This window comes from Paenarthrobacter sp. 10L420, from assembly GCF_056395385.1.
Window position 1 is genome coordinate 162,818 of sequence record NZ_JBFTJK010000009.1, and the last position, 26,392, is coordinate 189,209.

The window sequence follows — 26,392 nt, forward strand, 5'->3', positions numbered from 1 at the left end:
TAGCTATAGTCTCCGCCTGTGGGGTTTCGGCGTCATGCCTGAATCATTGCAAATGCGTAAAGCTTTCGAATTTATTTTCGATGCCAGCGCCTACGCCGTTACAAGCCCCGCAACCTCGGCAACCAACTCCACCGAGCTCAGGCGTTCCTCGGTGCCAATGCTCTGGTGGGCAACGATGAGTTCGTCCGCATCAGCGTGCTTGGCGAATTCGTCAAGGTAGTCGCGCACAACGTCCGGCGTACCGACGGCGGAGAACTTCATCATTTGGGAGATGTGCTGGCCTTGAGGGGAATCCAGGACCATGTCCGCTTCGTCATCCGTGAACTGTCGGCCGCCGCCGAAGAACAGGGAGACACGGGCGCGCTTCACGGCGAGGTGGATCGCCTGCGCCTCGGCATTGCTGTCAGCTGCCGTGACGTTGACGCCTGCGATCACGTGCGGTTCCGATAGTTGTTCCGATGGCTTGAACTCCCGGCGGTAAATGGCCACGGCGTCCTGCAGGGCGGCAGGCGCGAAGTGCGAAGCGAAGGCGTAGGGCAGCCCAAGCTGCGCAGCCAGCTGTGCTCCGAACAGCGATGAACCGAGGATGTACAGCGGCACGTTGGTGCCCTTTCCCGGAGTCGCTTCGACACCCTGGATGCGGGTAGGTCCAGTGAGGTAGCCCTGCAGTTCCAGGACATCCTGCGGGAAAGCATCCGAGGACGTATGGTCGCGGCGAAGCGCGCGCATGGTGTTCTGGTCACTGCCCGGAGCCCGGCCAAGGCCAAGATCGATGCGTCCCGGGTGCAGCGTCTCCAAAGTGCCGAACTGCTCAGCAATAGTCAGAGGCGAGTGGTTCGGAAGCATGACGCCACCTGCACCCAGCCGGATGGTGTTCGTGTGTGCGGCGACGTGGGCAATCAGCACGCTCGTGGCCGAGGAGGCGATCGCTGACATGTTGTGGTGCTCGGCGTACCAGACCCTGCGATAGCCCAGCTCTTCGGCCTTCTGCGCCATGGCCACGCTGCCGGCGAGGCTTTCCGCTACGGTCTGGCCCTTTCCGATGGTTGCCAGGTCCAGGATGGAAAGAGGAACAGTCACGGGGAATGCCTTTCGGTACGTTTCGCGGCACCGCACTGTTGGTTGGCGGGCACTCTAGCGACAACGACGGCGGCCCCCGGCTTATTTCTGTGAGTTGCGTCGCGGCCGGTTCCCCAGAAAGTTTGTGACCTCGTTCGACTCCCGATTAACCGCAATTACCCCCTGTATCCCAGCGTTTCAGAGTGCTTTGACCGTGTTCCTGCCCTGCCGGATAGTTGCAGCAAACAAGCACGCATACGACGTCCCAATCTGGGAAAAATAAGGGGAAACCATGGCACGTTTTGCAGCCAAGACCGGCCTGACCGCGGCGCTCGCCGCTACGGCTCTACTGGGGCTCACGGCCTGCTCGGATCCGGGCGCGACGGCGGCGACAGCACCGTCGTCGGGCTCTTCACCGGCATCCTCCAGCGCGGCCAAAGAGTTCAATCTGTCGCCCGAACAGGACCGCATCAAGGTGACCGTGGACTCTGCGGCGGCAGCCCTCGTTCCGGAAGCGATCAAGGCAGATGGCAAACTGACGGTGGTCTCAACCGGTGGGACGCCGCCGCTGAGCCTGTTCGCCACGGACAACAAGACCCTGATCGGCAGCGAGGTTGACCTCGCGTACGCCATCGGCGAGAGCCTTGGCCTGCAGGTTGAAGTATTGCCGGTGGCGTGGGCCGATTGGCCCCTCGGCGTCGAATCCGGCAAGTATGAGGCCGTCCTCTCCAACGTCACAGTCACCGAAGCACGCAAGGAAAAGTTCGATTTCGCCACTTACCGCAATGACCTCCTGGGCTTCTACGCCAAGTCCGATTCCGACATTTCCGAGGTCAAGGAGGCCAAGGACGTCGCAGGCAAGCGCGTGATCGTCGGCTCCGGCACCAACCAGGAAGCCATCCTGGTGCGGTGGGACGAGGAGAACAAAAAGAACGGTCTGAAGCCGGTTGAGTTCCAGTATTACGACGACGACTCCGCCTCCCAGCTCGCCCTCCAGTCCGGACGCGCGGACCTGACGTTCGGGCCCAACGCCTCCGCCGCCTACAAGGCGGCCAAGGATGGCAAGACCAAGGAAGTGGGCACGCTCAACGGCGGCTGGCCGCTGAAAGCTGAGATCGCCTTCACCACCAAGAAGGACAACGGGCTTGCTGCGGCAGCGCAGGTTGCCATCAACCACCTTATTAAGGACGGCAGCTACGGCAAGATCCTGGACCGTTGGGGCCTGTCCTCCGAGGCCATCCCGACGTCCGAATTGAACCCGGCAGGCCTGCCCAAGAAGTAGGAACCGCTGTGGCAGGGCACACCTGCCGACGTCGAATCCCCGCCGGACACCAACCGGCGGGGATTCTTGCGCTGGATCCTGCTAGAAGTGTGCTGGATCGGTGTTGGCGCCGCAGAGAATGACCGCGACCGTCTCACCATCCTTGGGCACGTACGCGCCGGAAAGCAGGGCGGCATATGCTGCGGCCGCACCATGTTCCACCACCATCCGGTACTCCTCCCACAGCTTGCGGCGGGCCTGGACGATGTCTTCGTCGCTGACCAGTACGCTCTGCACGCCCGTCCGTCGGGCAACACCAAATCCAATCTCGCCGATCCGCCGGGCGCCCAGGGAATCCGCGGCGATACCGGAAACGGCCACATCCACGGGCTCTCCCTTGGCCAAGGCCGTGTGCAGCGTGGGAACCGTTTCAGGCTCAACGCCCACTACATGGGCCCGGCCTTCAACCGCTGCCGCAATGCCTCCCATCAACCCGCCGCCGCCAACAGCAACGAGGATGGTATCGACGTCGGGCAGTTCGTCCAGCAGTTCCAAGCCAACGCCGCCTGCGCCGGCCACAATCTCGGGTTGGTCATACGCATGGCAGTAGACGGCGCCGGTTTCCTCAGCGAACTTCACGGCCGCAGCGTAGGCCTCGGCGTACTCAGAGCCTCCTTGAACTACGCGGGCCCCGCTGGCGAACAACTTATGGACCTTAGTGGCGGGCGCTGCCTCGGGGACGAACACCGTAGCAGGGACGCCGAGCTTGGACGCTGCATAGGCGTTGGCCAGGCCCGCGTTGCCCCCGGAGGCCACCACAATGCCAATCTCCGGGTTCAGTTCGCCATTCTCCCGGGCCGTAAGCAACCGGTTGAAGGCACCGCGCGCCTTGAACGTGCCAGTGTGCTGCATGAACTCGCACTTGAACCACAGGTGATAAGGCTCTTGGTTGCCGCTCTCAGCCACCGGTGTGTGCCTTACCCAGCCTGCCGTCCGTGAGTACGCTGCTTCTACCTCTTCGCGTGTGACCATCGTGTGCTGCACCTTTCGTCCGTTTCATCCTATGGTTCGGACGGTGGTGCTGGGGCTGGAAGTTTCTGCGTTCCGGGTTTACGGGGGTTCGGCGCTCAGGCCTCCGGGATCACCAGGGCGAAGCGCTCCGGGCGGGCGACATCCGGATCCGGGCCATTGCGGACGCCGAGATCCAGACCGTCGATGGCCGCGAGTTCTTCAGCGCTGAGCTCGAAGTCAAAGACATCGAAGTTCTCCGCGATGCGCTGTGGGTTGGTCGACTTGGGAATGGCTGAGCGGCCTTGCTGCAAGTGCCAGCGGATCATCACCTGGGCGGGTGTTTTGGCGTGGGTCCGCGCGATGACTGCGATGGCAGGATCTTCCATCACGTTCCGTCGGTCTCCGCCCCAGCCCGGGTAGAAAGTGATTCCGCCAATGGGTGACCAGGCCTGGGTGAGGATACCGTTTGCCGCATCCGCGTCCTGGACATCGGGCTGCGTGAAGTAGGGGTGAAGCTCGATCTGGTTTACCGCAGGCACGATGTCGGTGGAGGCGAGCAGGTCCTTGAGGTGGTGCGGCATGAAGTTGCTGACACCGATCGAGCGGACGCGCCCCTCCTCGAGTAGTCGCTCAAGCGCCTTGTACGCTTCGATGGTCTTCTCGAACCGGTCCGGGGCGGGCTGGTGCAGGATGAACAGGTCAAGGTAATCGACACCGAGCTTGCCCGCTGCCTTGTCCCATGCATGCAGCGTCTGCTCATAGCCAAAGTCGCTGACCCAGACTTTTGTCTCGATGAAGACCTCCTCCCGCTGCAGGCCCGATGCACGGATGCCTTGGCCCACCTCCCGCTCGTTTCCATAGGCTGCGGCGGTGTCAATGTGCCGATAGCCGGTGGCAAGGGCTGCCGCGACGGCGGCGGTGGTTTCCTCGGGTGCGCTCTGGAAGACGCCCAAGCCGAGTGCCGGCATCGTGACGCCATTGTTGAGGGTTAATTCAATAGTCATGGTGTCCACGCTATGCAGGCCTGCGGGGCTGTGGGAGTGCCCGTCATTACCCCCTTGGGCGTCCCAAGTAATACCAGGCCCTCCCTCGCTCCCTTTCTGACGGCGTAGCGTTGCTCTCATGAGTCATAGCGAGGACGTACGGAAGTTCCTGACCTCCCGGCGTGCAAGGATCAAGCCCGACGCCGCAGGGTTGCCGGCCTATGGGGGCAACCGCCGCGTGGCAGGACTGCGTCGCGAGGAAGTAGCAATGCTGGCCGGGATGAGCATCGACTACTACATACGGCTCGAACGTGGAAACCTCTCTGGAGCCTCGGATAGTGTTCTTGAGTCGCTCGCCCGAGCCCTGCAGCTTGACGACGCCGAGACAGCGCACCTCTTCGACCTGGCACGCGCGGCCACGGCCGCGCCTCGGGTGAGGCGGAAGCACAGCCCAAAGACGGTCCGGCCAAGCGTCCAGCGGGTCATTGATTCCATCACCGCGGCACCAGCGTGGGTTCGGAACGACCGCGGCGATGTCCTCGCTGCCAACGAACTTGGCGCAGCTCTCTACATGGACCTGATGGCCGAAGAAACCACCCCGCCAAACAGCGCACGATTCACCTTCCTCAACCCCAAGGCACGCCAATTCTTCGCAGATTGGGAGCGCAGCGCGGACGATATTGTTGCTGTGCTGAGGTCTACCGCCGGGAAGAACCCCTACGACAAGGACCTCACTGATCTGATTGGGGAGCTCTCCACACGCAGCGAGGAATTCCGGGTCAGGTGGGCCAGGCACGATGTGAAGTACCACCGCACGGGCCGTAAACGCCTCCACCACCCCATCGTCGGTGACCTTGACCTGAGCTTTGAAGCCCTCGAGCTGTCTGCAGACCCAGGGCTGAGGATCAACGTGTACACCGCAGATCCCGGCACACCTTCGGAGGACGCATTGAAAGTGCTCGCCAGTTGGGTGGCGACCCAGCGAATCAGGGACGGGGCCAGCGAAGACGCTGTTCGGGAATAGGAGGGGTCCGGAAGAGGAGGTGTCAGGAACAGCGCTGAAACATCTAGGCTGGGAGACGTGCCTCCAGAGTTCACCTTGCGCCCTTCTTACAGTTCCGATGCCATCTGGATCGCCGAGCTTCGTGCCGTGGTGATGCGTCCCGACCTCGAACGGCTGGGTCGCTGGGATCCGGTGCGCGTCCGGGAGCGCTTCCTGAAAGCCTTCCAGCCGGAGCACACCTACGTGATCCACACTGCAGGCGTGGATGCCGGGGTGATCGCAGTTCGCCAAGAGCCGGACGCCCGCTGGATTGAGCACTTCTATGTGGCTCCAGCCCATCAGGGCAGAGGGCTGGGCGGTGCCGTACTTCGGCACGTTATGGCGGCCTCCGTGGATGAGAGGCCCTTCCGTTTGAACGTGCTGCAGGGAAGCGCGGCGCGCCACCTGTATGAGCGGCATGGTTTTGTTCTGGAATCCGAGGACCAGATCGACGTCTTCATGCTGGCGGGGGGCATCCCCTAATCAGCAGACTTCCGGACCCGGCAACCCCTGACCAGCGCACCCCAAGTGCGGTAACGTCAACACATCGACGCCAGCTTCCGGGGGGAACATCATGGGGGACGTTCAAGCGCGCACCAAACGATTCACAACGGGCTCAGCGATGGCGATTGCCATGGCTTTGGCAGCAGGGCTGCTGGCCGCCGGAGCACCACCCTCCGTCGCCGCGTCCCAGCCGACACCCTACATCGACGGCGTACCGTACGTCGGCGCGGAACTGCGCCGCCAGTACAACTACGACTACTCCGCTTGCAGGAATCCGGACGGCACGGGTGAGGGCATCACCCTGGAGTGGTTGAGGGATGGCGTGCCGCTTCCTGCTGAGCGGCAGGGGGAAACCCTGCAGGTCCTTCCCGAAGACCAGGGCCACCGTATTTCGATGAAGGTCTACCCACTTACCCCGGGCCAGTCGGGTTGTCCGACGGGTTCCCAGGTAAGCCCGGAAACACTGCCCATCAAAGCCTCCAGCAGGGCCATGGGCTGGACCGGCCGCGGCAACTTCGAACCACTCGCCCGAACCCACGATGGCCGCCTCATCCTGTATCCGCGGACTTACACCTATTACAAGGGAAGTTGCGAGGGCGCGTGCCCTACCTACTGGGGTGCGTGGGATGAGCCCGTGCAGGTTGGCCAAGGCTGGAACGTGTTCAACATCGTTTTCTCACCCGGCGACTTCGATGGTGACGGCTTCAATGACCTCCTCGGCAGGGATGCGGCAGGCAACCTCTTCCTCTATCCGGGTGATGGCGAGGGTGGGTGGCTTGAGCGCCAACAGGTGGGCCAGGGTTGGAACGTTTTCAACGCGATCGTCGGACCGGGTGATTTCAATGGCGACGGAACCAACGATGTCCTTGCCCGAAATCCGGCTGGAGATCTCTTCCTTTACCCGGGCGATGGCAACGGAGGGTGGCTCGCCCCCACGAAGGTGGGCCAAGGCTGGCAGATGATGAACAAGATCATCACTGCTGGCGACATGAACGGCGATGGCCCCGTGGAAGTCTATGCAAGGGACGGCAACGGACACCTCTTCCTGTACCCGGCTGATGATGCTGGCGGCTGGCAGCCATCGTCCCTCATCAGCGGCGGTTGGGATGTCTTCTCCGAGATAGCAGGACTCGGCAGTTTTTCGCACTCCAAGTACAACGACCTCGCTGCCATCAACGGGAACGGAGATTTGGTCACCTATTCTGCCGGAGCGTCCACCACCGTCCTCTGGGGACCCTATGGTCCCGTAGGCCGCGGTTGGGATGTCTTCAAGGAACTCCTCTAATTTCCTGCCTTTAGAGCGTTTGCCCCCACACCGCCAACTGCAAGCGGATGGTTGCCCTCGACTCGTCAACCACTGCTGCTCGATTTTGCTGGATCATTCCACCATCCACACGGTGGAACCCGCGTGGATCCGGGCGCCTTCCGAGACGCCGAAGGAATGATCCAGCAACAAATGCCGCCAACATCAGGCCGGCACCGACTCAGTGGTACGCACGGGTGTCTCAAGCCCCAGGTTTTCGCGCAGCGTGGTTCCGCGGTAGTCCGTAGGGTAGACCCCGCGTTCCTGAAGTTCGGGTACCAAGTGGTTCACGATGTCGTCCAGGCCAGTAGGGATAAGCCACGGTGAGATGTTGAACCCGTCCACTGCGCCAACGCGGGCGTACTCAGAGAGGTGGTCGGCGATGGCGGTATAGGAACCGGTAAAGGTGGCGTCCACGCGCGCTGTGCGGGACGTGACGAACTGGCGGATTGAGAGGCCCTTGTCCTTGGCCTCAGCCCGCCACTGGTCCGCGAGCTGGCGCGCCTTCGCGCCATGGAAGCCGCTGCCGCGCGTCTCCGATGTCTCCTCGACCACCGGATCAATCTCCGGGAGCGGACCATCGGGATCGTACTCAGTGAGTTCGCGGCCCCAGAACTGTTCCAGATAAGCAATGGCCTGCTGCGGCCCAATCTGGAGGCTGCGGACCCAGGCCTTCTTCTCTTGGGCTTCCTGATCGGTGGCGGCCAGGATGAACTCGCTGGCCGGCATAATCTGCACCGCGTTGGCTCCGCGGCCGGCAGCGACGGAGCGCGCCACAATGTCGCGACGGAACTCCACGGCGTCATCGAACTTGGGGTGGGCGGAGAAGATCACGTCTGCTTGTCGGGCTGCGAAGTCGCGGCCGTCCGGGGAGTCGCCGGCCTGGAAGAGCACGGGACGGTACTGGGCACTCCGGGGCAACCGCGGGGTGACGTCCACCGTGTAGTGCTGACCCTCATGAAGCACAGGTCGGGCCGGCCCCGACGAGGTCTCCCACGAGTCCCAAATGCGTTTGGCCGTCTCAACAAATGCTTCGGCATGCTTGTACCGGTCGGCGTGGTCCAGGTATCCCCCGCGACGGAAGTTCGCTCCGGTCCAGGCGTTGTCCGTTGTGACCACGTTCCAGGCAGCCCTTCCACCGGAAATCAGATCCAGGGAGGACAAGCGGTGTGCAAGGTCAGCCGGATCGTTGTACGTCGTGTTCTGCGTGGCTACGAGCCCGATGTTCCTGGTCACTGCTGCCAGGGCCGCCAGCATGGTCTGCGCATCGGGCCGGCCCGCCACGTCCAAGGCATGTGGGCGGCCGAGGTGTTCGCGCAGGCGCAATCCCTCGCCGAGGAAGAACGCCGCGAACTTCCCCCGCTCGGCGGTCTGGACGATGCGGCGGAAGGATTCGAAGTCGGTTTGCGAACCCGACTCCGGCGCCTTCCAAATCGTGCCGGAGTTGACGCCCTGGAAGAAGATGCCGAACTGGATCTGACCCGTCGGCTGGAAAATAGCACGGTTGTGCTGTGTCATGGTGATCCCCTTAGTTTTCCGAGCCAACGGCTGCAATGGTCGTCTTCGCGTAGCGGCTCGCCGGACGTTCCAGGCCCAGCAGGTCGCGGAACGTTCCATCCTGGAGAGGCGCCCGCAAAGACCCGCGCCGGCGGAGTTCGGGCAGCACCAGGCGGGACAGTTCTTCCAAGTCCACGTCCAGGACGGCGGGGTGGAGACGGACGCCGTCGGCCTCCTTGAGAAGAGAATCGAGCAGGTCAGTCAGACCGGTCGCCGAACCAACAAACCGTGCCCGGCCTGCTTCCGCAGACGAACCGCTTTCCGCCCAGGAAGCGAAACGCGAAGCGGCAGGCTGCCCGCGCGAGTCAAGAACGACGTCGAGCTCTGCAACAATCGCAACCGCAGCTCCAAGCCGGGCCCGCACATCGCGAACCTCGGCAACGAGCAGTTCGGGCGTCGGAGCAGAAACCAGCACAGCATCCACGGAATCTAGCGGAACCAAGCCCTCGCCCACCAAGGAGGCGGCGGCGAGCACAGGCAGCTGACCTTGCAACGGCCGGGGAATGATGGACGGACCCTTGATGGAGTAAGCAGGACCGGCGAAATCGGCAGGAGTTTCGAAGTCCACATAGTGCAGCTTGTCGACGTCAAGGTAGCGACCCGTGGCGACATCGCGGATCGCAGCGTCGTCCTCCCACGAATCCCAGAGCCGGCGGCCGACTTCGACGGACGCCGCCGCTTCCTGCGCCAGCGCTTCGCCGCTCACATGGGAACGCCCGACGGCGGCCGCGGCCTCGGACGAGGCCGCTGCGGTGACGATCCACCCGGCGCGCCCGCCGGATACGTAGTCCAAGCTGGCAAGCTGCGTGGAGATGTGGAAGGGCTCCGTATATACAGTGTCGACTTCCGGTACCAGTGCAATGTTCCGCGTCACCGGCCCGGCAAAGGCTGCACGCTGCAGGGCGTTAACCCGCCCCGGGGCCGGCGCGTCGGCGAAGGTTGCCGCGTGGAAACCAGCGGACTCCGCTGCCAGGACGGCGGCTGCAAGGTTCTGGTACCCCGCGCCGTCGAGTTCAATGGCCAGGAACCCGGCCTTGCGTTCTTCGAAGGTGCTCACTTCTGGTCCTGCCGTTCGTAGGGAATCTTTTCGCCGGCTTCGATGGCCACGGGAAGCCGGTTTTCGGCGGGCGGCAACGGGCAGGTGGCGAGGTCGGTGTAGGCGCAGGGGAGGTTGACGGCACGGTTGAAGTCCAGCTGCACGGAGCCATCAGCCGCAGGGACCACGGAGAGCGAGCGGTTGGCCACGTAGGTTGTCTTGCCGGAGGTCTGGTCCGTGAACAGCACAGACAGCGAACCCGGGGCGTGGCCGTTGAACGCCGTCAACGCCAATTCCTGGCCCGCGAGCTTGAAACGGATCTCGCCCGGGGCCTCGTAAACATGCTGGATGCCCTCCACCGCGGCACCCACTGTGGTGGGGCGCGGTGTTTCGAACGGCACGAACGTACCGGCAACAGCAAACGACGCATTCGGTGCGTAAGCGAGCGTGCCCTGGTACTCCTGCAAGAGGGCATTCGACGGATTCCGTGGCCGCACGATGTACTTGCCGCCGCGCTTGGCCACCTCGATCACGGTGTCGCCGGAGACCAGGTTGACGCCGTCGCGCTCCTCGATGGGGCCGAATTCCAGTGTGGCACCAGAGTCGGCGTTCAGTTCAACGCCGTCCTGCTGCAGGCTCTCGCCTGGTTCCAGAACAACGCGTACGACGTCGGCTTCCACACTCCAGGTACCATGGGCACCTTCCAACCGGGTCGGGTTGCTGTCCAGCCAGTGGAGATGGGTGACGGCGAGGAAGCCGTGCGGATATGCCCGTTGGCGCTCATGGGCGGCGTGCCACTCCTGCCACTCCTCGGCGAAGGACCCGGCGGCGCTTGAGGCGTGGGTAACTGTTTCAATGTGCGTAGACATGTGCGTTGTCCGTCCTGCTAATGGCGTGGTCTGCTGTGACTGTTGCTGCGGCGTCGGGTTCGGTGGTGCCGGCGAACGCGGGTCGTCCGGCGAACGGGTCTTCGGATTCCCACAGGGTGCTCGGCGCGGAAGCGCGGACGGCCGGGATGACCTCCAGCGCGAAGCGTTCCAGGATGTCGAGCTGCTGTTCGAAGGGCAGCGTGGTGGGCAAGGAGATCGACTGCAGGTCATGCTGATACAGCGAGTGGTAGCTGAGGATTTTGTCGATCACCTGCTCCGGGCTGCCCACAAGGGCGGGCCCCTCGGCCACAGCGTGCTGGATGTCCCGGAAGGGTGAGTTGTTGCCCGGAACGTTGCGGCTGGCGGTCAGCGCCTCATACACGGGTCCGTACTGGCGGATGGCTTCCTGCGTGGTGTCGGCGATGAACACACCGCCGGCCCCACTGCCTGAGCCCAGATACTGATGCCGGGGATCGTGACCGTGGCGGTGGTACTCCTCGCGGTAGTGGTCGATCAGGACCTTGTAGTTCTCCCGGGGCTGGATGGCGTTCGCGGTGAACAACGGATCGCCCCACTTGGCCGCCAGCGCCGCTGACGTAAGAGTTGTAGCCGAGCCGTGCCAAATCCGCGGCGAGCCCGCGAAGGGGCGTGGCGTCGTCGTGGTTGGTTCACTCAGAGGTGACCTGAAGCGGCCTGACCATGTGACACTCTCCTTGCGCCAGAGGGTGCGGAGCAGGGCGTACTTCTCAGCGAGCAACTCCCACTGGTCGTCCAAAGACAGGCCAAAGAGCGGGTACTGCAACACCTCGTTGCCTTTGCCGATCACCAGCTCCAAGCGGCCGCGGCTCAGTTGGTCGATCGTGGCGTAGTCCTCGGCCACCCGGACAGGGTCCAGGACGGACAAGACAGCGACGCCGGTCTGAAGCCGGATTCGTTGAGTGACTGCGGCAATGGCGGCGAGGACCGTCGCCGGGGACGAGGAAACAAACTCACCGGCGTGGCGTTCCCCCACGGAGAAGCTGTCGAAGCCCAGTTCCTCGGCCCGGCGGGCCGTTTCCACCACCTGGTTCAGACGGTCGGCAGTGGAGACGATCTCCCCCGTCACCGGGTTCTTCAGGTGGGGAATGATGTCAAGGACCTGGAACTTCATTTTCCGGTCCCAAAACTTGCCTCGGTAACGGTCTTGGACTCGGGCAGGGCTTCTTCGGAGAGGCCCCAGCGTTCCAGGACCTTGGCGTAGGATCCGTCCTTGATGGTGGAGTTGAGGGCATCGGTGATGGCTGGGGCCAGCCCGTTGCCCTTGAGCGTGGTGGCGGCAACCAGGGTTTCCGACGGCCAGCCGGCGTTGACCTTGCCCACTACTTTGAGGTCGTCACGGGTATTCTCGCGGTACGTCACCGACGGGTAGGGCGCCAGGTTCAGGTCCGTGCGGCCGGAGGACAATGCCAGGATCGTATCGGCGTCGGACGAGTAGTACTGCAGCGTCGCCGGGGTTTTGCCCTTGGCCTCAAGCTCCTTGTTCCACGCCAGCAGGATCTTCTCCTGGTTGGTGCCGGAGCCCACGGAGATTTTCAGCCCCGCGATATCGTCAGAACCTTTGATGTCGTAGGTGGAGCTCTTCTTAGCCTCAAAGCCCATGTATGCAGCCCTGTAGGTGGAGAAATCGAACAGCTTCACCCGCGCGGCGTTGATGCCCACATTGGAGAACACGGCCTCGAAATCACCGGACTGGGTCTTCAAGGGCCAGTTCTCCCACGAGGTCACTTGGAGGTCCAATTCCAAGCCGAGTTTGTCGGCCACGAGTTGTGCAATGTCCACCTCCACACCGATCGGCGTTTTGTCGTCTGTCGCGTGGAAGGTCAGTGGAATGGAACCCGCGGTGGTGGCAACGGTCAGCTTGCCATCCTTGGCGATCGCGGCCGGAACATTGGCGGCTGCAGCGGTGTCCTTTTCACCGCGGATACGGTTTTGGTCCACTGAGGTGTTGTAGACCACGCCGTTCTTTGCGGCTTCACTCCCGGGTTTAGCTGCCGAAGCGCCAGGATCGGAGCATCCGGCCAGCGCAGGAAGTACGACGGCGGGCAGTACAGCAAGTGCCAGGAGTTTGGTGCGGGTGATGCGAAGCATGGAGGACTTCTTCCTAGATGTTGAAAGCCGGTTCGATGACCTTGGAGAAGAAACTTCGGGTGCGTTCTTCACGGGGGTTGCCGAAGATTTCCTGGGGCGTGCCGGACTCAACGATCTGACCTTGGTCCATGAACACCACGGTGTCCGCGACGTCCCGGGCAAAACCCATCTCGTGGGTCACGATGATCAACGTGGTCCCTGACTTGGCAAGTTCGCGGATGACGTCCAAAACCTCGTTAACCAGTTCGGGGTCCAACGCTGAGGTGGGCTCGTCGAAGAGCAGGATCTTGGGGTCCAGCGCCAGTGCCCGCGCAATCGCGACCCGCTGTTGCTGACCCCCGGAGAGCTGCCTTGGGTAGGCGTCGGCCCGGTCCTTTAGGCCCACCCGCTCCAGGAGTTCCAGGCCACGCTTCCTGGCTTCAGTCTTGGATCGCTTTTGGGCGACCATTGGCGCCTCGATGACGTTTTCCAGGGCGGTGAGGTGCGGGAAAAGATTGAAGCTCTGGAAGACCATGCCGATGTTGGTGCGCTGCTTGAGGATGTCCTTCTCACGCAGTTCGTGGAGCTTGTTCCCGCGGACGTGGTAGCCCACCAGCTCGTTGTCGATGGTGATGAAGCCGCCGTCCACCTTCTCCAGGTGGTTGATGGTGCGCAACAGTGTGGACTTTCCGGAGCCGGAGGGGCCCACGATCACCGCGACACCGCCCGGTGGCACGGACAAGGAGAGACCCTTGAGGACTTCGGTAGTGCCGAAGAACTTTCGGACATTGGTGATATCGACCTGTCCGCGGGTGGTGGTGTTGTCCGTCGTGGCGCGTTTGTCCCTCAAGGTGGGCTGTGCCGACGTCGGGCTGGCCGAATCTGCAGCCGAGGCGTCAGCCTGCGTTTCGTCGGCAGCCTGGGCCGCCGTCGTGGTTTCTTTGCGCGCGGCGAGGATGCTCATCGGCTTTCCTTGGTCTGTGAGACTGCAACGTGGGTGGCGAAGAACCTGCGGGCCTTCTGCAATGGAGTGAGGGGCAGGTTCCGCAAGGCACCCTTGGAGAAGTGCCGTTCGATGTAGTACTGGAAGACACTGAGCACGGACGTGATAACGACGTACCAGAGTGTTGCGACCAGCAGCAGCGGCAGAACCTGCTGGGTCCGGTTGTAAATGACCTGGACCGTGTAGAAGAGCTCCGAGTACGCCAGGACGTAGACGATCGAGGTGCCCTTGACCAGGCCGATGATCTCGTTGAAAGCGTTGGGCAGGATGGCGCGCATGGCCTGTGGCAACACGATCCGTGTGGAGCGCTTCCAGGCGGGAATGCCCAGTGCGGAAGCTGCCTCGAGTTGGCCTTGGTCCACCGAGAGGATGCCGCCACGAATGATCTCCGCGGAGTAGGCGGCCTGGTTGAGGGTCAGGCCCAGCACTGCTGCAGCGAACTGGCTGATCAGCGTGGTGGTCTGGGCTTCGAAGAAGCGGACATCCGTGAAGGGGATGCCCAGGCTGATCTTCTCGTAGAGGTAGCCCAGGTTGTACCAAAGGAGCAGTTGGACCAGCAGGGGCGTGGAACGGAAGATCCAGGAGAACGTCCAGGAAACCGAGACCAGCAGCGGCGACGCGGACAAGCGCATGAGGGCAAGGATGAATCCCAGGACGAATCCCAAAACTCCGGAGATCGCCGTGAGCTTGAGCGTCTCTACCAGGCCATTCACCACGGACTGGGCCGTGAACCACTGCGCCACCACTCCCCACTCCCAACGCGGGTTGGTGACAAGCGACCAGACAATGGCTGCGACGCCCGCAGCCACCAGGACAGTACCCACCCATCGCCACGGGTGCCGGGCAGGGACCAGTTTGTAGTCGGAGTAATCCGTGGTGGCAGGTGCAGTTTCTGCCGTGGCAGGCGGTGCGATCGCACTCATGCGCCACCTCTTTTCAGATCGGTTGTTGACTATCGGATGGCTGCCAATCTAGGTGCGCACAGGACAGCCAGCAAGGCGGAAATTTGCACTTCTTCACTGGACTTAGCGCGGGTTCACGGGACTTCACGCAACGCCATATGAGTCCGAATTTTGCGCCCGTTAACGCTGGATGACGCGCAGTGAACGGCCGTTACCAGCTCCTCGACCGGGGCGGCATCGCCTCCCTAGATTGGGCTGCACCACCCGATGTATTTTCAGGAGATTCCATGCCGTCACCAGTTCCCGCCATCGCCTTCATCGGCGGCGGCCCGCGCACGGCCGGCGTGCTGGAAAGGCTGGCAGCGAGCCGGCCCGGATTATTCGATGGGCCGCTGCACATTCACATTGTGGAGCCGTACGAGCCGGGCTCCGGGAGGATCTGGCGCTATGACCAGAGCCCGGGCCTGCTGCTGAACTCCACCGCTGCGGACGTCACCATGTTCACCGACGCGTCCGTGGCGTGCGACGGTCCTCCCGTTGACGGCCCCGGCCTGGCCACCTGGGCAGCAGGTGTGCTGGATGGGAGCATCCGCGATGTCCCGGCGCTGGAGCCGCACTTGCTGGCGCAACTCCAGTCCCTCACACCGTCTTCATTTCCCACCCGGCAGCTCCAGAGCAAATACCTCGAATGGTTCTTCCGCCGGTCAGTCGCCGCCATGGGGCCCGATGTCACTGTGACGGTCTACCGGGACACGGCTACAGCGGTCACGCCAGTTTCCGCTTCCGTGCACGGTCCCACAGCGTCCGACGCCGGCGCGCACCGCGTGCGGTTGGCTTCCGGCGCCGAGGTGCTGGCCGACGTCGTGGTTTACGCCCTGGGCCATACCGATTCGTTGCCGGACGACGAGTCCGCCCGCCTCAGCGATTTCGCTGCCCGCCACGGTGGGTTCCATGCACCGCCGTCGTACACAACGGACGTGGACTACTCGGGCATCAAAGCCGGCCAGGACGTGATCGTATCCGGCATGGGGCTCGGGTTCGTGGATCTCCTGGTGCTGCTGTTCGAGGGCCGCGGCGGGCGCTTCGAGGAAGTAGCCGACGGCGAACTTAAGTACGTGCCCTCCGGCGCCGAACCGAGCCTCTGGGTAGGTTCACGACGCGGCGTGCCTTACCACTCCAAGATTTCCTCCGTTGTGCGCGGCGAGCCGTTCAGCCGGCCGCGGTACTTCACCGCCGAGGCAGTTGATGCGTTGTTGGCGAACCATCAGGAACTGGACTTCCGCTCACAGCTGTGGCCGTTGATCGCCAAGGATGCCGGCTATGCCTATTATCGGGAGCTCTTCACCGGCTACCCAGCGCGTGTGTCTGGCAGCTGGAAGGAATTCGAGGCCCGATTCGATGCAGTCGACTGGTACAGCCCTGCCCGGGAAGAGCTGGCTGCTTTCTCCATCCCTGATGCCGCGCTGCGGCTGGACCTGGAGGCCCTGGACCACCCCCTGAGCGGTTGCGCGTTCGCGGACCATGAGGCGGTGCAGCGTTCGGTGGCCGCGTACATCCAACACGATCTCGCCCTCCGAACCAGCCCGGACCATTCCGAGACGCTCGCGCTCTTCACCGCGTTGTTGTTCGTCTACATGGACCTTGGCCGGCTGGTCCCGCAGGAGCGGCTCAATGCACGGTCCCAACAGGCGATCCACGGCTGGTGGCACGGCTTCTTCAGCTTCGTGGATTCCGGGCCGCCGTCACACCGTCTCCGTGAAATGCTCGCGCTGCACCGCGCCGGGTTCCTGAAGTTCCTGGGGCCGGGAATGTGGGTTCGCACCGACGAATCAACTGGCCGATTTGTAGCCGGCTCATTCCAGTCACCCGTGGTGGTGGATGCGTCCGCGTACATCGAGGCACGATTGCCCTCAGCGTCCGTGGAACGTTCGGCGAATCCCGCTTTGGCAGACCTGCACGACGCCGGATGGGGCACCGAGCAGAGGCTAATCACCTCGGAGGGTCCCCACTCCACAGGCAAACTCCTGGTCTCCGGGAATCACCAGGTCCTGTCCCCTGTTGGTACAGCACAGAAGACTTTGTTTGCGGTGGGACCGTGGACGTCCGGTTGGGGCGCGGGAGCGTTTGCCCGCCCCAACACCAATGCGGCACCATTCCGGGAGAACGATGCCCTGGCCCGGCAGATCCTGACCACCGTTGCTGCTGCCCGCCCAACTGAGTCGCAGTTAAGCGCGTTCTGACCGTCCAAAACGCGCTTAACTGCTACCTACTTGGGCTCCAACTACGAAAGGCCTGCCATGACCACAACGCCAACCCTGCCGACGTCGGGCCTCTCCGTCCTCAGCCTGCCCATGCGCGATCCCCGCGTCCGCCCGCTCCTGGACGAACTCGCCGTCGAATACGACACGCGCTACGGGACACTCTTCGGCACCGGCGGCGCTGCGGAGGAATTGAACAGGTACCCGGCCGAGGAATTTGCCGCGCCCCATGGAGCACTGATCATCATCCAGGAGAACGGCGAATCCGTGGCTGGCGGCGCATTCCGGCGCTACGACGAGCACACCGCAGAGCTCAAGAGGATCTGGACCCACTCTGCGCACCGCCGTCGCGGCCTGGCACGGAAGGTGCTCACGGAGTTGGAGAATGAAGCACGACGCCGGGGCTACAGGAAGCTCTACCTCACCACCGGTCCACGCCAGCCCGAGGCCAGGAATCTGTACCTCGCCACGGGCTATAAAGCGCTCTTCGACCTCGCTGCCGACCCCGAGGACATCAAGCATTTGGCCTTCAGCAAGGATCTGGCCCGGCCCAGCTAAGCTATCCGCATGGCCAACAAACCCATCGCAACAACTGCTGAAAAACTTGCCACCATCCAGCAGGGGTACGCCCTGCAAGGTGCCACCATCGAGCTGGGCGCGGCGATCGTGGACGGTGAAATCCACAAGGAGGCCCAGGTCCGGCTCCCCTTGGCCATGATGAACCGCCACGGCCTGGTTGCGGGCGCCACCGGTACCGGCAAGACGGTCACGCTTCACATGATTGCCGAACAGTTGTCGACGGCGGGTGTTCCGGTTTTCCTCGCGGACATCAAAGGAGATCTTTCCGGACTGGCCACGGCGGCAACGGGCAGTGAAAAGTTGAGCGCGCGCACGTCGGCGCTGGGGCAGCAGTGGCAGGGAAAGAACTTCCCCGTTGAATTCCTCAGCCTGGGCGGTGACGGCAATGGAATCCCGATCCGCGCCACCATCACCTCGTTCGGGCCCATCCTGCTCTCGCGCATCATGGACCTCAACGACACCCAGGAATCCAGCCTCCAACTGATCTTCCATTTTGCGGACAAGAACAAGTTGGAACTGATCGACCTCAAAGACCTCCGGGCCGTGATCCAGTTCCTCACCTCGGACGAGGGCAAGGAACAGCTGGAGGATCTTGGCGGACTCTCCAAAGCCACAGCCGGAGTCATCCTGCGGGAACTCGTCACACTCGAGGCCCAGGGCATGGAGAAGTTCTTCGGCGAACCGGAGTTCGATACCGCAGAACTCCTCCGCACCGCCCCCGACGGCCGGGGCGTTATCAGCTGCCTTGAGCTGCCCACGCTGCAGACCAAGCCCTTGCTGTTCTCGACGTTCCTTATGTGGCTCCTCGCCGACCTTTTCGAAGACCTCCCCGAAGCCGGCGACCTCGACAAACCCAAGCTGGTGTTCTTCCTGGACGAGGCCCACCTTCTCTTCAACGACGCCTCAAAGGCCTTCCTCGAGGCCATCACCACCACGGTCCGGCTCATCCGTTCCAAAGGTGTCGGCATTTTCTTCGTTACCCAGACACCCAAGGACGTCCCCGCCGATGTCCTGGGCCAACTCGCCAACCGGATACAGCACGCCTTGCGCGCGTTCACCCCGGAGGACGCAAAGGCCCTCAAAGCCACGGTCTCCACGTTCCCCGTCAGCGATTACGACCTTGAAGAGACACTCACCTCCGCAGGTATCGGCGAGGCCGTCATCACGGTTATGAACGAAAAAGGTGCCCCCACACCTGTTGCGCTCACCCGGCTGCGTGCCCCCGAATCCGTGATGGGCCCGAGCGCCGATGACCTGATCCGCAGCACTGTCGCTTCGTCCTCGCTTCTGGTCAAGTACGGGACCGCTGTAGACAACGTGTCCGCCTACGAGAAACTCCATGGCAACGCTGCACCCTCCACCGGCGACGCCGCACCAGGACTGCCACCGGTTCCGGCCAGCGCTTCAGGTCCTGGCGCTTCCGGTTCTGGCGCTTCCGGGGGTACGCCTTATGACGTCGACGCCGAAGCGCGGCGCATTGAGGAAGAGATCCTCGGCCGCCCGAGTTCCCGTCCGGCGCCTTCGCCCTCCTCGCTGCCGGAGCCCTCCTCGTTTCCGGAGCCGGCTCCGGCACCGGCACCAGTGCCCCAGCAGTCAGCCCAGCAGGATGGTGGCATGTTCGGCGATCTCGCCGGGGCCCTTGGCGGGGCTTTGGGCGGCGGTCTGAAGAGCATGGTCCGCTCCATGGGAACACAGCTTGGGCGCGACCTCATGCGCGGCGTTTTCGGTACCTCCTCACGGCGCCGCCGCTAGCCGTTTTGGCTGTCAAAAGCCCGACGCCGGGCGGCGGCAAAAGCTCGCTGCCATCCGGCGTCGGGCCCTCTGGGAAGGGTCTTCGCAGGTCACGCTGATGCCCTCCTGCACAGCTATCGCCGCCGTGGCAGGTAACGTAAAGGGCGTGCAGTTGAGCCAAGCGATAGTCAGGACCGCAGCCGGATGGCTGCTCGGTCTGATGCTTGCTGCGGCCGGAGCCATCGTCTGCATCAACTTGGTGAGCTCCTCCGTGGCCAGTCCGCAACAGCCTGTCCGGGAGTATTTGGAAGCCTTGCAGAAGGGCGAAGGCGAGCAAGCCCTGGGTCTGTTGCGGGCAAAAGTTCCCAGTGCAAATGCCGCCATGCTGGATGGCACCGCCCTGCAAACTGCTGCCTCCAAACTGTCCGACATCAAACTCGGAAACGCCCAGTCCAGGGGCAGCAACCGTGTTGCCGTTCCCGTGGATTACACCTTGGACGGCAACCGTCTCCACACCGAATTCCTGATGGAGCGCACCGGGACGCAATGGTTGTTCTTTGGCAAATGGGCTTTCGTTCCCACCACGCTTCCCACTCTTGAAGTCACCGTCGTGAACTCCAATGAGGCAGCGCTCAACGGCGTCCCCGTCAACATGCCCAATGGTCACAACACTTTTGCCGTGTTCTACCCCGGCAAGTACGAAGCCAGCCTGAACGGCACCTACTTCGAAGCTCCTGCTGCCTCGGCCCTCGTTTCAAACCGCGACGGCGGCCAGGCACCCCTGAACCTGCAGACCCGGTCAACCAAGGCTTTGAACGAAGCCGTTGCCGGTAAAGTCCGGGAGTTCCTGGACACCTGTGCCGCCCAAGCCACCGAGCAGCAGCGCCTCCAACCTGATTGCCCGTTCTACCACGCCAGCAATGCACGAGTTGTGGACGGAACCATCAAATGGGAAATTACTGAGTACCCCAAGATCACCATTGAGCCCTTCGGCGGCAAATGGGTTGTAGCCCCGCTCAACGGCAAGGCAAGGGTTTCCGCCCGCGAGATCAATTTGTTCACCGGCTTGGTCAACGACCTCAACGTGGAGCACGATTTCAGCTTCACCACCCAGCTGGACACTGACAACAACACCGTGACCGTCACCCCGATGCTGACGTTCTAGGCCCCCCGCGCACTCCACAGTTCCCTACGCCGTCGATAAAGACCTGGCTCTCGGTCCGGATCCCCACATCCCTGAACAGGACACGCGCCAAGGTTTCGATCAGGGAACCCGCCCCACGATCAACTTTTGCAACGACTTCACGGGCGCGACTGGCCCAGTCCTGGAAGGCTGAGGGCATGAAAAGGCCCAGGTCCTCCCCCTTCAAGGGTCAAACCCGGGCCAGTTCAGCAGGCTTTAGTCCATGCCGCGGAGATCAAGCACCAGCTCTGATTCGCCATCAGCCTGCAAAATAACAGGGATGCCCCAATCCTGCTGGTACAGGTGACAGGCCGCGTGGTCCGGAATCTCTCCGTCCGCGGTTTCAGGTCCATCGCAGGCGGCCGCACGGGCAGTAATGTGAAGGATGCCCTCGGGCACGTCGGGCGACAATTCGATGGTGCGCAACAAGCCCACCGATGTCCCGCCGCCGGAGACCAGCAGCTCAGGCGGCGTGGAAGAGACCTTCATCTGCGTCGGATCGCCCCAACGGTCATCAAGCTTCTGGCCAGTGGGAGCCTTGAAGCGAACAGCCAGCTCCAGGATTCCAGGGGTCACGGGGCTCTTGGGACGGTGCGTCTGTGACGCGCCCTCATCCACCTGCTGGGCTTCCTTGGGAATCGGTACCAAAACCAGTTGATGCTTGTTTGATTCAACCACCACCAGCAGCGGCTCACTGTTGCCGTGGTTAACCACGACGACGTCACTCGGCTCGGCCAGGCCACGCGCCAACGTTGACACGGTCTTCGTCGCGGGATCGTACCGGCGAACGGCACCGTTGTAAGTATCGGCGATCGCTACGGAACCATCGGGCAGTACCGTGACCCCCAAGGGGTGCTGCAGGCGTGCCTCGCTGGCGTCGCCGTCACGGAATCCGAAGTCGAACAGGCCTTGGCCGACGGCTGTCTCCACTGTCACGCCGGATTCGTTAAGCACCAAACGTCGCAGCGAGGAAGTCTCCGAGTCGGCCACCCAGATGTTGTCATCGGCATCGATGGCCAGGCCGGACGACTGCGCGAACCAGGCATCCTCCGCGGCGCCGTCCAACAGCCCCTCCAGGCCCGAGCCCGCCAGGATGGAAACCTGGTTGGTCACGGGATCGAACGCAAAGATCTGGTGGGTTCCCGCCATCGCGATGACAACACGCTGCAGCTTCGCGCTCCACACCACATCCCACGGCGAGGACAAGGAGACCTCCGTACCGAGGCCAAGCACCCCGACGTCGATTGCGTCGGCAGCAAAGTCAGCCGGACCGCCGTCGTGGTGTTCGGACCAGGTACCCGCGCCCGTCTCGGTCACACGGGCAGGGCCGGCATCGAGCAAGCGCTGCACACCGTTGCCGGCAACAGTCCGGACATGCCCTGAACTAAACGTCACACCCCGAAGGCGGTGATTAACGGTATCTGCGACCACGGCGTCATATCCGAGCGTGGAAGCGAGTTCCGCCGGAAGAACAGCTATGCCTTGCGGCTCGTTGAACTGGGCCGTGTCCGTCTGGCCGTCCGCGTAGCCCTTGGTCCCGGAGCCAATAACCCGCTCAACGGTTTTCAGGTCCGGGTGGAGCTCCACCAGGCGGTGGTGACCGGAGTCGACGACGAGGTAATTGCCGTTGGCCAACTGGGTCGTTTTGCCCGGGAAGCGCAAAGTGCCCGACGTCGGCACAGGAGCGACGTACGGACCGTTGCCCCGGTGAAGGGTCCCCTTTGCTTCATGCTCGGCCACAAGCTCCTCAAGCAGCACAGCGAGGCCGTCTGCGTGGCCTTCCCCGGAAAGATGCGCCACGATGTAACCCTCCGGATCCACAACAACGAGCGTGGGCCAAGCACGGGCTGTGTACGCCTTCCACGTGGCCAGCTCAGGGTCATCCAGGACCGGGTGATGGATCTCGTAACGTTCCACAGCAGCTGCAAGGGCAACAGGATCAGCTTCGTGCTCGAACTTGGGCGAATGTACGCCGACTGTCACCAGGACGTCAGAGTACTTTTCCTCGAGGGGCCTGAGTTCGTCGAGGACATGCAGGCAGTTGATGCAGCAGAACGTCCAGAAGTCCAGCAGCACGATTTTGCCGCGCAGGGATTCCAAGTCAAGGGACTTGCCGCCCGTGTTGAGCCAGCCGCGGCCCTCCAGTTCGGAGGCCCGGACCCGGAGTTGGGTGCGTACGGTTTCGCTCATCAGCGTCCTTCCAGCTTCGTGTTTCGTTCGGTCTTGCTGCTTGCCCGCTCAACGCTGTCTGTTGTGTGTCCTGATGAGGCGCTGTCGGTTGGGGCTGCGTTGTCGGTTGGGGCTGCGTTGTCGGTTGGGGCTGCGTTGTCGGTTGGAGTCTGGGCATTTGGGGTGGTCAGGGCAGTTGGGGCGGCTGAGGCCGGGAGGCCAGCCAATTTGGCGTCGCGGTCAGCGAGCCGGGCAAACATATCGTTATAAGCACTGAGATCGGCGTCGTTATTCCTGTCGGCCGCGCGATCCACCCGTCGGGTCTCCCGCTCGTCCGAGCGCGACCACATCACGGCTACGCCGATTGCCACCAGCAAGGTGGGAACTTCGCCAATGCCCCAAGCTACAGCGCCTCCCATTTGCTGGTCTGCGATGGCCGAGGCACCCCAGGTCCGGCCCAGGTTGCCGAAGTAGTCAGCAGCCAGCAGGCCAGTACCGCCCATGATGGCCACGCCAAAGAACGCGTGGAACCCCATGGTTGCGAGCAGGAGCAGCAGGCGCATGGGGTACGGCGCCCGGCGCGGCAAAGGATCACTGCCGATCATGCTGAGCACAAAAATGTAGCCGGTCAGCAGGAAGTGCAGATTCATGAGCTCATGCCCGACGTGCTCACGCATCGCCAGTCCGAAAAGGTCTGAGTAGTAGAACAGCACGATGGATCCCGCGAAGTTCGCAGCCGCGAACAGCGGATGAGTCACCACCTGCGAGAACCGGGAATGGACGAACAGGAGCAGCCACTCCCTAAGCCCCCGCGAACCGTGGGCGCCTTCGCCTCGGGAAGGGAGCGCACGCAGTGCAAGGGTCACGGGCGAACCCAACACCAGGAAGATTGGTGCCACCATGGTCAGGGCCATGTGATCCACCATGTGGGCAGAAAACAGAACGCGACCATAAACCGCTGGCGGACCTGAGGTGATGTAGGTGAGAATCACCAGTCCAATCATCCAGTTCACTGTCTTGAACCAGGACCAGCTATCCCCGCGCTTGCGAATCTTGATGATCCCGAGGATGTAGGACACGGCCCCGAATAAGGCGACTCCCACCCACAGCCAGTCAAAACGCCATTCCGTAAGCCAGCGCTCTGGCGTAAGTTCAGGCGGAATCTCATAGCCGGACAGGATGAACGCCGGCGAGGCGTCCGGTGCGTATGTAGTGGGCTGCGGCGGGGCCGAGCGCCCCAGCGCCACGGCGAGGCCCGACGTCGCGCCCATCACCAGCAGCTCAACCAGAACCAGCTGCCACAGCACCCTGCGGGCAGACATCGAACCGCTCTTCCCCAACTGAGGTATGACCCACTGACGATGCATGAAACCAATGCCACCCAGCACCAGGGTGGCAAGTGCCTTGGCAAGGATGATCTGGCCATAGGCCGAGCCGAACAGATCGCCCAGGTTCGTCACGCGGATGGCTGCGTTTATCACACCGGACGCAAACACCAAGACGAAAGCAAAGCCTGCCAGGGCCGAAAACCGTCGAAGCGTCGACTCAGTGACATCGCTGGTTCCATGGCTCCTCGAACCAGCGAGTAATCCGGAAAGGACGGCGAGCATGATGATGCCTCCCACCCACACGGAGACACCAACCAGGTGAAGGCCCAGCGAGTTGATGGCGCCTTCATGATCACTGGAGCTGGAGGAGTGGCCGATCAGAGCTGGCGGAATGAGCCCGATCAAGGCAAGCAGCAGCGTAAAGGCGAGGCCAGTCAGCGATCGGACGCCGAAGAGCGCTGTGGTGACTACAGCGGCGATGATGGTGATGGACAGCCAGGCCTTGCCCGTCTCAATGTCCGTCATGAAGTACACCAGCGAGCGGGTGAATTCGGCGTCACCGGAGAGTCCCTGACCCGCAACATCCGCGTAGGTCAGTACCAGGACCGCTACAGCGGACAGCGTCCAAGCGGCGCCCGCCGCAGCAGCAACGGCAAGGGCGCGTGTAAAAGCCGGATGTTCCGGAGCCTCCAGATCCTTTTCACGGGATCGCGACGCTCTAAGGTTCTTGGGCAGGATTCCAACTGCGAAGATCAGGCCACCAATAACTGTGGCTATGGAAACGTTGTGGACAGCTTTCGCGAACGGCAAGCCCCACCGGACCAGGGCTCCGGGGTCTGAGACCTGGCGGGCAGCAGAAGCCCCGGAGAAGATGAGGGCCGCAGCCAAAGTCAGGAAGAGCACCGCCAGTCCAGCAAGCTGCCATGGGAGGGAAATGCCCGTGACGGCATTGCCTCCCCGCGCTCCCGGCTTGGGAACAGGCGATGGGGCACTTGCGGAGCTTCTTGCTGATGGCACCTATCCATTGTCCGTTACGTCTGGCTGGGCTGCGAATCGGGAACCATTTGGGGAGGAGAAGTGGGACGGGCGAGCGGATGCCGCCTTGGTGTGCGGGACAAGTGATTGTTAACGGCAAAAGGGGCGGCAACCAGTTGGTTGCCGCCCCTTCAGGCGTTCGCCGAAGTGGAATTACTTCTTCTTGGCGACAGCAGCCTTCAGCTTGGAGCCTGCGGTCAGCTTAACGCTGTGGCCAGCGGCGATCTGGATGGTTTCGCCCGTCTGCGGGTTGCGGCCGGTGCGTGCTGCACGGTCGGTGCGCTCAACTGCGAGCCAGCCCGGGATGGTGATCTTCTCGCCAGCGGCGACAGAAGTCTCGAAAACTTCGAACAGTGCATCGAGCACGGAGTTGACGGCTGCCTGGCTCGTGCCAGCCTTGCCTGCTACCTCTGCAACGAGTTCACTACGGTTCTTAGCCATTTACGTCCTCCTGGACTAATACGTTTTTTGAGCTTTCAAGCGGAATGCGAGCAAGCCACTGCTCGAAAACTTACCAGCTTGCACCGCCATGGCCAGCAAATTCCGCGTGTTTCCGCGCTTTTTTGACCAAAATCACCGGTTTTTCAGGGTTTTTGGGGGTGCGGACCCCACATGGCGTACGCTACGGCGTTGAATAGGCCTCCAGTCACGCGTACGAAATCACGACGCCGACAGCCACCGCCGGGAATAGCACGCCGCTAGCCATCGTGGCTTCAGAGCGTTCGACCGCCGTCGATTAGAAGAGAATACGTTGGTACAAAACGTGGGCCTGCCACTCGCCTGCTATGTGGAGATACGAGGGCGCCAGACCGATACGCTCGAAGCCGGATCGCTTAAGGACCGCCTGCGAGGCTGCGTTGTGCACCAAGGTGGCGGCTTGGATACGATGGAGCCCCAGTTCGTCACCCGCCATGGAGAGAGCGGCCTGCACCGAGGAAGTGGCAATGCCTTTGCCGGTGAACGCTTGGTCGACCCAATAACCCAGGTTGGCGTTCAGGAACGGTCCGCGGACTATGCCCGTCAAAGTAATCATGCCAATGACTTCCCCGTCATGGAGAACTACCCACGGCACTTCCGTGCCTGCGGCATATTGGTTCAGTTTGCTCCGAACGACGGCCTCTTGCCCGGCCTTGGTATAGAAAGCCTCGCTGCGCCGTGGTTCCCAGGGCGCGAGGTGCTCTGCGTTCCGGGTATACGCGGCCGCCAAGGGCCCGACGTCGGACAAGGACAAAGTCCGAAGGTGGACTTTCCCGTTCACTGCGTTTCCAGAAGCGACATCCAAGATTCGGGTCAGGGTCATCATGCGACTCTAGCGGCTTTAATCGTTGGTTAAATGGGGGAAGCCCCGACCGTCGTGGTCGGGGCTTTCCCTGTTAATGATTGTCCGGCGGTGTCCTACTCTCCCACACCCTCCCGGGTGCAGTACCATCGGCGCTGTGGGTCTTAGCTTCCGGGTTCGGAATGGGACCGGGC

22 protein-coding genes and 1 rRNA gene are annotated in these 26,392 nt (G+C 62.8%); 8 read left to right on the forward strand and 15 right to left on the reverse strand.

Annotated features, from left to right (window positions below; all coding sequences use genetic code 11):
* Positions 1-90: 90 nt before the first annotated feature.
* Positions 91-1,080: an LLM class flavin-dependent oxidoreductase gene (locus AC1DD5_RS15105; RefSeq protein WP_477521974.1), complete on the reverse strand. Its 990-nt coding sequence runs from the start codon at positions 1,078-1,080 to the stop codon at positions 91-93.
* Between the two features lie 271 nt (positions 1,081-1,351).
* Between AC1DD5_RS15105 and AC1DD5_RS15110 the strand changes: the two genes are divergently transcribed.
* Complete coding sequence (locus tag AC1DD5_RS15110) at positions 1,352-2,341, forward strand: ABC transporter substrate-binding protein (protein WP_477521975.1); 990 nt, start codon at positions 1,352-1,354, stop codon at positions 2,339-2,341.
* Positions 2,342-2,422: 81 nt separating this feature from the next.
* On the opposite strand, the gene AC1DD5_RS15115 is transcribed toward AC1DD5_RS15110, so the two are convergent.
* Together AC1DD5_RS15115 and AC1DD5_RS15120 are read right to left on the reverse strand one after the other, a co-directional pair.
* The gene (locus tag AC1DD5_RS15115) at positions 2,423-3,352 is read right to left on the reverse strand and encodes a threonine/serine dehydratase (RefSeq protein ID WP_442006109.1); all 930 of its coding nucleotides are present in this window, start codon (positions 3,350-3,352) and stop codon (positions 2,423-2,425) included.
* 95 nt (positions 3,353-3,447) lie between these two features.
* Positions 3,448-4,335 (reverse strand): aldo/keto reductase, encoded by an 888-nt coding sequence (locus AC1DD5_RS15120; protein WP_477521976.1) that lies wholly within the window; start codon positions 4,333-4,335, stop codon positions 3,448-3,450.
* Positions 4,336-4,453: 118 nt separating this feature from the next.
* Here AC1DD5_RS15120 and AC1DD5_RS15125 point away from each other — a divergent pair, with 118 nt between their 5' ends.
* From AC1DD5_RS15125 to AC1DD5_RS15135, 3 genes are all read left to right on the forward strand, one after another.
* On the forward strand, positions 4,454-5,338 hold the full coding sequence (locus tag AC1DD5_RS15125) for a helix-turn-helix transcriptional regulator (RefSeq protein WP_477521977.1): 885 nt from the start codon (positions 4,454-4,456) through the stop codon (positions 5,336-5,338).
* Positions 5,339-5,395: 57 nt separating this feature from the next.
* Positions 5,396-5,839: a GNAT family N-acetyltransferase gene (locus tag AC1DD5_RS15130; RefSeq protein ID WP_477521978.1), complete on the forward strand. Its 444-nt coding sequence runs from the start codon at positions 5,396-5,398 to the stop codon at positions 5,837-5,839.
* Between the two features lie 91 nt (positions 5,840-5,930).
* Positions 5,931-7,145 carry an FG-GAP-like repeat-containing protein gene (locus tag AC1DD5_RS15135; RefSeq protein ID WP_477521979.1) on the forward strand — a complete coding sequence of 405 codons (1,215 nt, stop codon included), beginning with the start codon at positions 5,931-5,933 and terminating at the stop codon, positions 7,143-7,145.
* Positions 7,146-7,328: 183 nt separating this feature from the next.
* Here the strand turns inward: AC1DD5_RS15135 and AC1DD5_RS15140 are convergent, their stop codons facing one another.
* From AC1DD5_RS15140 to AC1DD5_RS15170, 7 genes are read right to left on the reverse strand one after another with little or no spacing between them, the layout of a single operon-like run.
* Complete coding sequence (locus AC1DD5_RS15140) at positions 7,329-8,681, reverse strand: NtaA/DmoA family FMN-dependent monooxygenase (protein WP_477521980.1); 1,353 nt, start codon at positions 8,679-8,681, stop codon at positions 7,329-7,331.
* A gap of 10 nt (positions 8,682-8,691) precedes the next feature.
* Positions 8,692-9,777 (reverse strand): LLM class flavin-dependent oxidoreductase, encoded by a 1,086-nt coding sequence (locus AC1DD5_RS15145; protein WP_477521981.1) that lies wholly within the window; start codon positions 9,775-9,777, stop codon positions 8,692-8,694.
* Entirely contained in the window at positions 9,774-10,625 is an 852-nt protein-coding gene (locus AC1DD5_RS15150; RefSeq protein ID WP_477521982.1) for a DUF1684 domain-containing protein, read from the reverse strand. The genes AC1DD5_RS15145 and AC1DD5_RS15150 overlap by 4 nt, the downstream gene beginning before the upstream one ends.
* On the reverse strand, positions 10,609-11,775 hold the full coding sequence (locus AC1DD5_RS15155) for an LLM class flavin-dependent oxidoreductase (RefSeq protein WP_477521983.1): 1,167 nt from the start codon (positions 11,773-11,775) through the stop codon (positions 10,609-10,611). Before AC1DD5_RS15155 ends, AC1DD5_RS15150 begins: the two co-directional genes overlap by 17 nt.
* Positions 11,772-12,752, reverse strand: coding sequence for an ABC transporter substrate-binding protein (locus tag AC1DD5_RS15160; RefSeq protein WP_477521984.1), 981 nt, complete (start codon positions 12,750-12,752; stop codon positions 11,772-11,774). Before AC1DD5_RS15160 ends, AC1DD5_RS15155 begins: the two co-directional genes overlap by 4 nt.
* A 13-nt stretch (positions 12,753-12,765) precedes the next feature.
* Positions 12,766-13,695 (reverse strand): amino acid ABC transporter ATP-binding protein, encoded by a 930-nt coding sequence (locus AC1DD5_RS15165; protein ID WP_477521985.1) that lies wholly within the window; start codon positions 13,693-13,695, stop codon positions 12,766-12,768.
* Positions 13,692-14,657 carry an amino acid ABC transporter permease gene (locus tag AC1DD5_RS15170; RefSeq protein WP_442006120.1) on the reverse strand — a complete coding sequence of 322 codons (966 nt, stop codon included), beginning with the start codon at positions 14,655-14,657 and terminating at the stop codon, positions 13,692-13,694. Before AC1DD5_RS15170 ends, AC1DD5_RS15165 begins: the two co-directional genes overlap by 4 nt.
* A 266-nt stretch (positions 14,658-14,923) precedes the next feature.
* Between AC1DD5_RS15170 and AC1DD5_RS15175 the strand changes: the two genes are divergently transcribed.
* The 4 genes from AC1DD5_RS15175 (at position 14,924) to AC1DD5_RS15190 (ending at position 20,369) form a co-directional block, all read left to right on the forward strand.
* Positions 14,924-16,876 carry an FAD/NAD(P)-binding protein gene (locus AC1DD5_RS15175; RefSeq protein ID WP_477521986.1) on the forward strand — a complete coding sequence of 651 codons (1,953 nt, stop codon included), beginning with the start codon at positions 14,924-14,926 and terminating at the stop codon, positions 16,874-16,876.
* A 57-nt stretch (positions 16,877-16,933) separates the two neighbouring features.
* Positions 16,934-17,452 carry a GNAT family N-acetyltransferase gene (locus AC1DD5_RS15180; protein WP_477521987.1) on the forward strand — a complete coding sequence of 173 codons (519 nt, stop codon included), beginning with the start codon at positions 16,934-16,936 and terminating at the stop codon, positions 17,450-17,452.
* Positions 17,453-17,461: 9 nt separating this feature from the next.
* Positions 17,462-19,225, forward strand: a complete 1,764-nt coding sequence (locus AC1DD5_RS15185; RefSeq protein ID WP_477521988.1) for a helicase HerA-like domain-containing protein — start codon at positions 17,462-17,464, stop codon at positions 19,223-19,225.
* Between the two features lie 97 nt (positions 19,226-19,322).
* Entirely contained in the window at positions 19,323-20,369 is a 1,047-nt protein-coding gene (locus AC1DD5_RS15190) for a hypothetical protein (protein WP_442006124.1), read from the forward strand.
* Between the two features lie 234 nt (positions 20,370-20,603).
* Here AC1DD5_RS15190 and AC1DD5_RS15195 read toward each other — a convergent pair whose 3' ends face one another.
* The 5 genes from AC1DD5_RS15195 to rrf form a co-directional block, all read right to left on the reverse strand.
* Positions 20,604-22,577: an NHL domain-containing thioredoxin family protein gene (locus AC1DD5_RS15195; protein WP_477521989.1), complete on the reverse strand. Its 1,974-nt coding sequence runs from the start codon at positions 22,575-22,577 to the stop codon at positions 20,604-20,606.
* Positions 22,577-24,901: a bifunctional copper resistance protein CopD/cytochrome c oxidase assembly protein gene (locus AC1DD5_RS15200; protein ID WP_477521990.1), complete on the reverse strand. Its 2,325-nt coding sequence runs from the start codon at positions 24,899-24,901 to the stop codon at positions 22,577-22,579. Before AC1DD5_RS15200 ends, AC1DD5_RS15195 begins: the two co-directional genes overlap by 1 nt.
* Positions 24,902-25,072: 171 nt before the next feature.
* Positions 25,073-25,360, reverse strand: coding sequence for an HU family DNA-binding protein (locus AC1DD5_RS15205; protein ID WP_011776355.1), 288 nt, complete (start codon positions 25,358-25,360; stop codon positions 25,073-25,075).
* A 295-nt stretch (positions 25,361-25,655) separates the two neighbouring features.
* Positions 25,656-26,219, reverse strand: a complete 564-nt coding sequence (locus AC1DD5_RS15210) for a GNAT family N-acetyltransferase (RefSeq protein ID WP_477521991.1) — start codon at positions 26,217-26,219, stop codon at positions 25,656-25,658.
* Between the two features lie 82 nt (positions 26,220-26,301).
* Positions 26,302-26,392, reverse strand: a 5S ribosomal RNA gene (gene rrf, locus AC1DD5_RS15215); the annotation flags it as partial.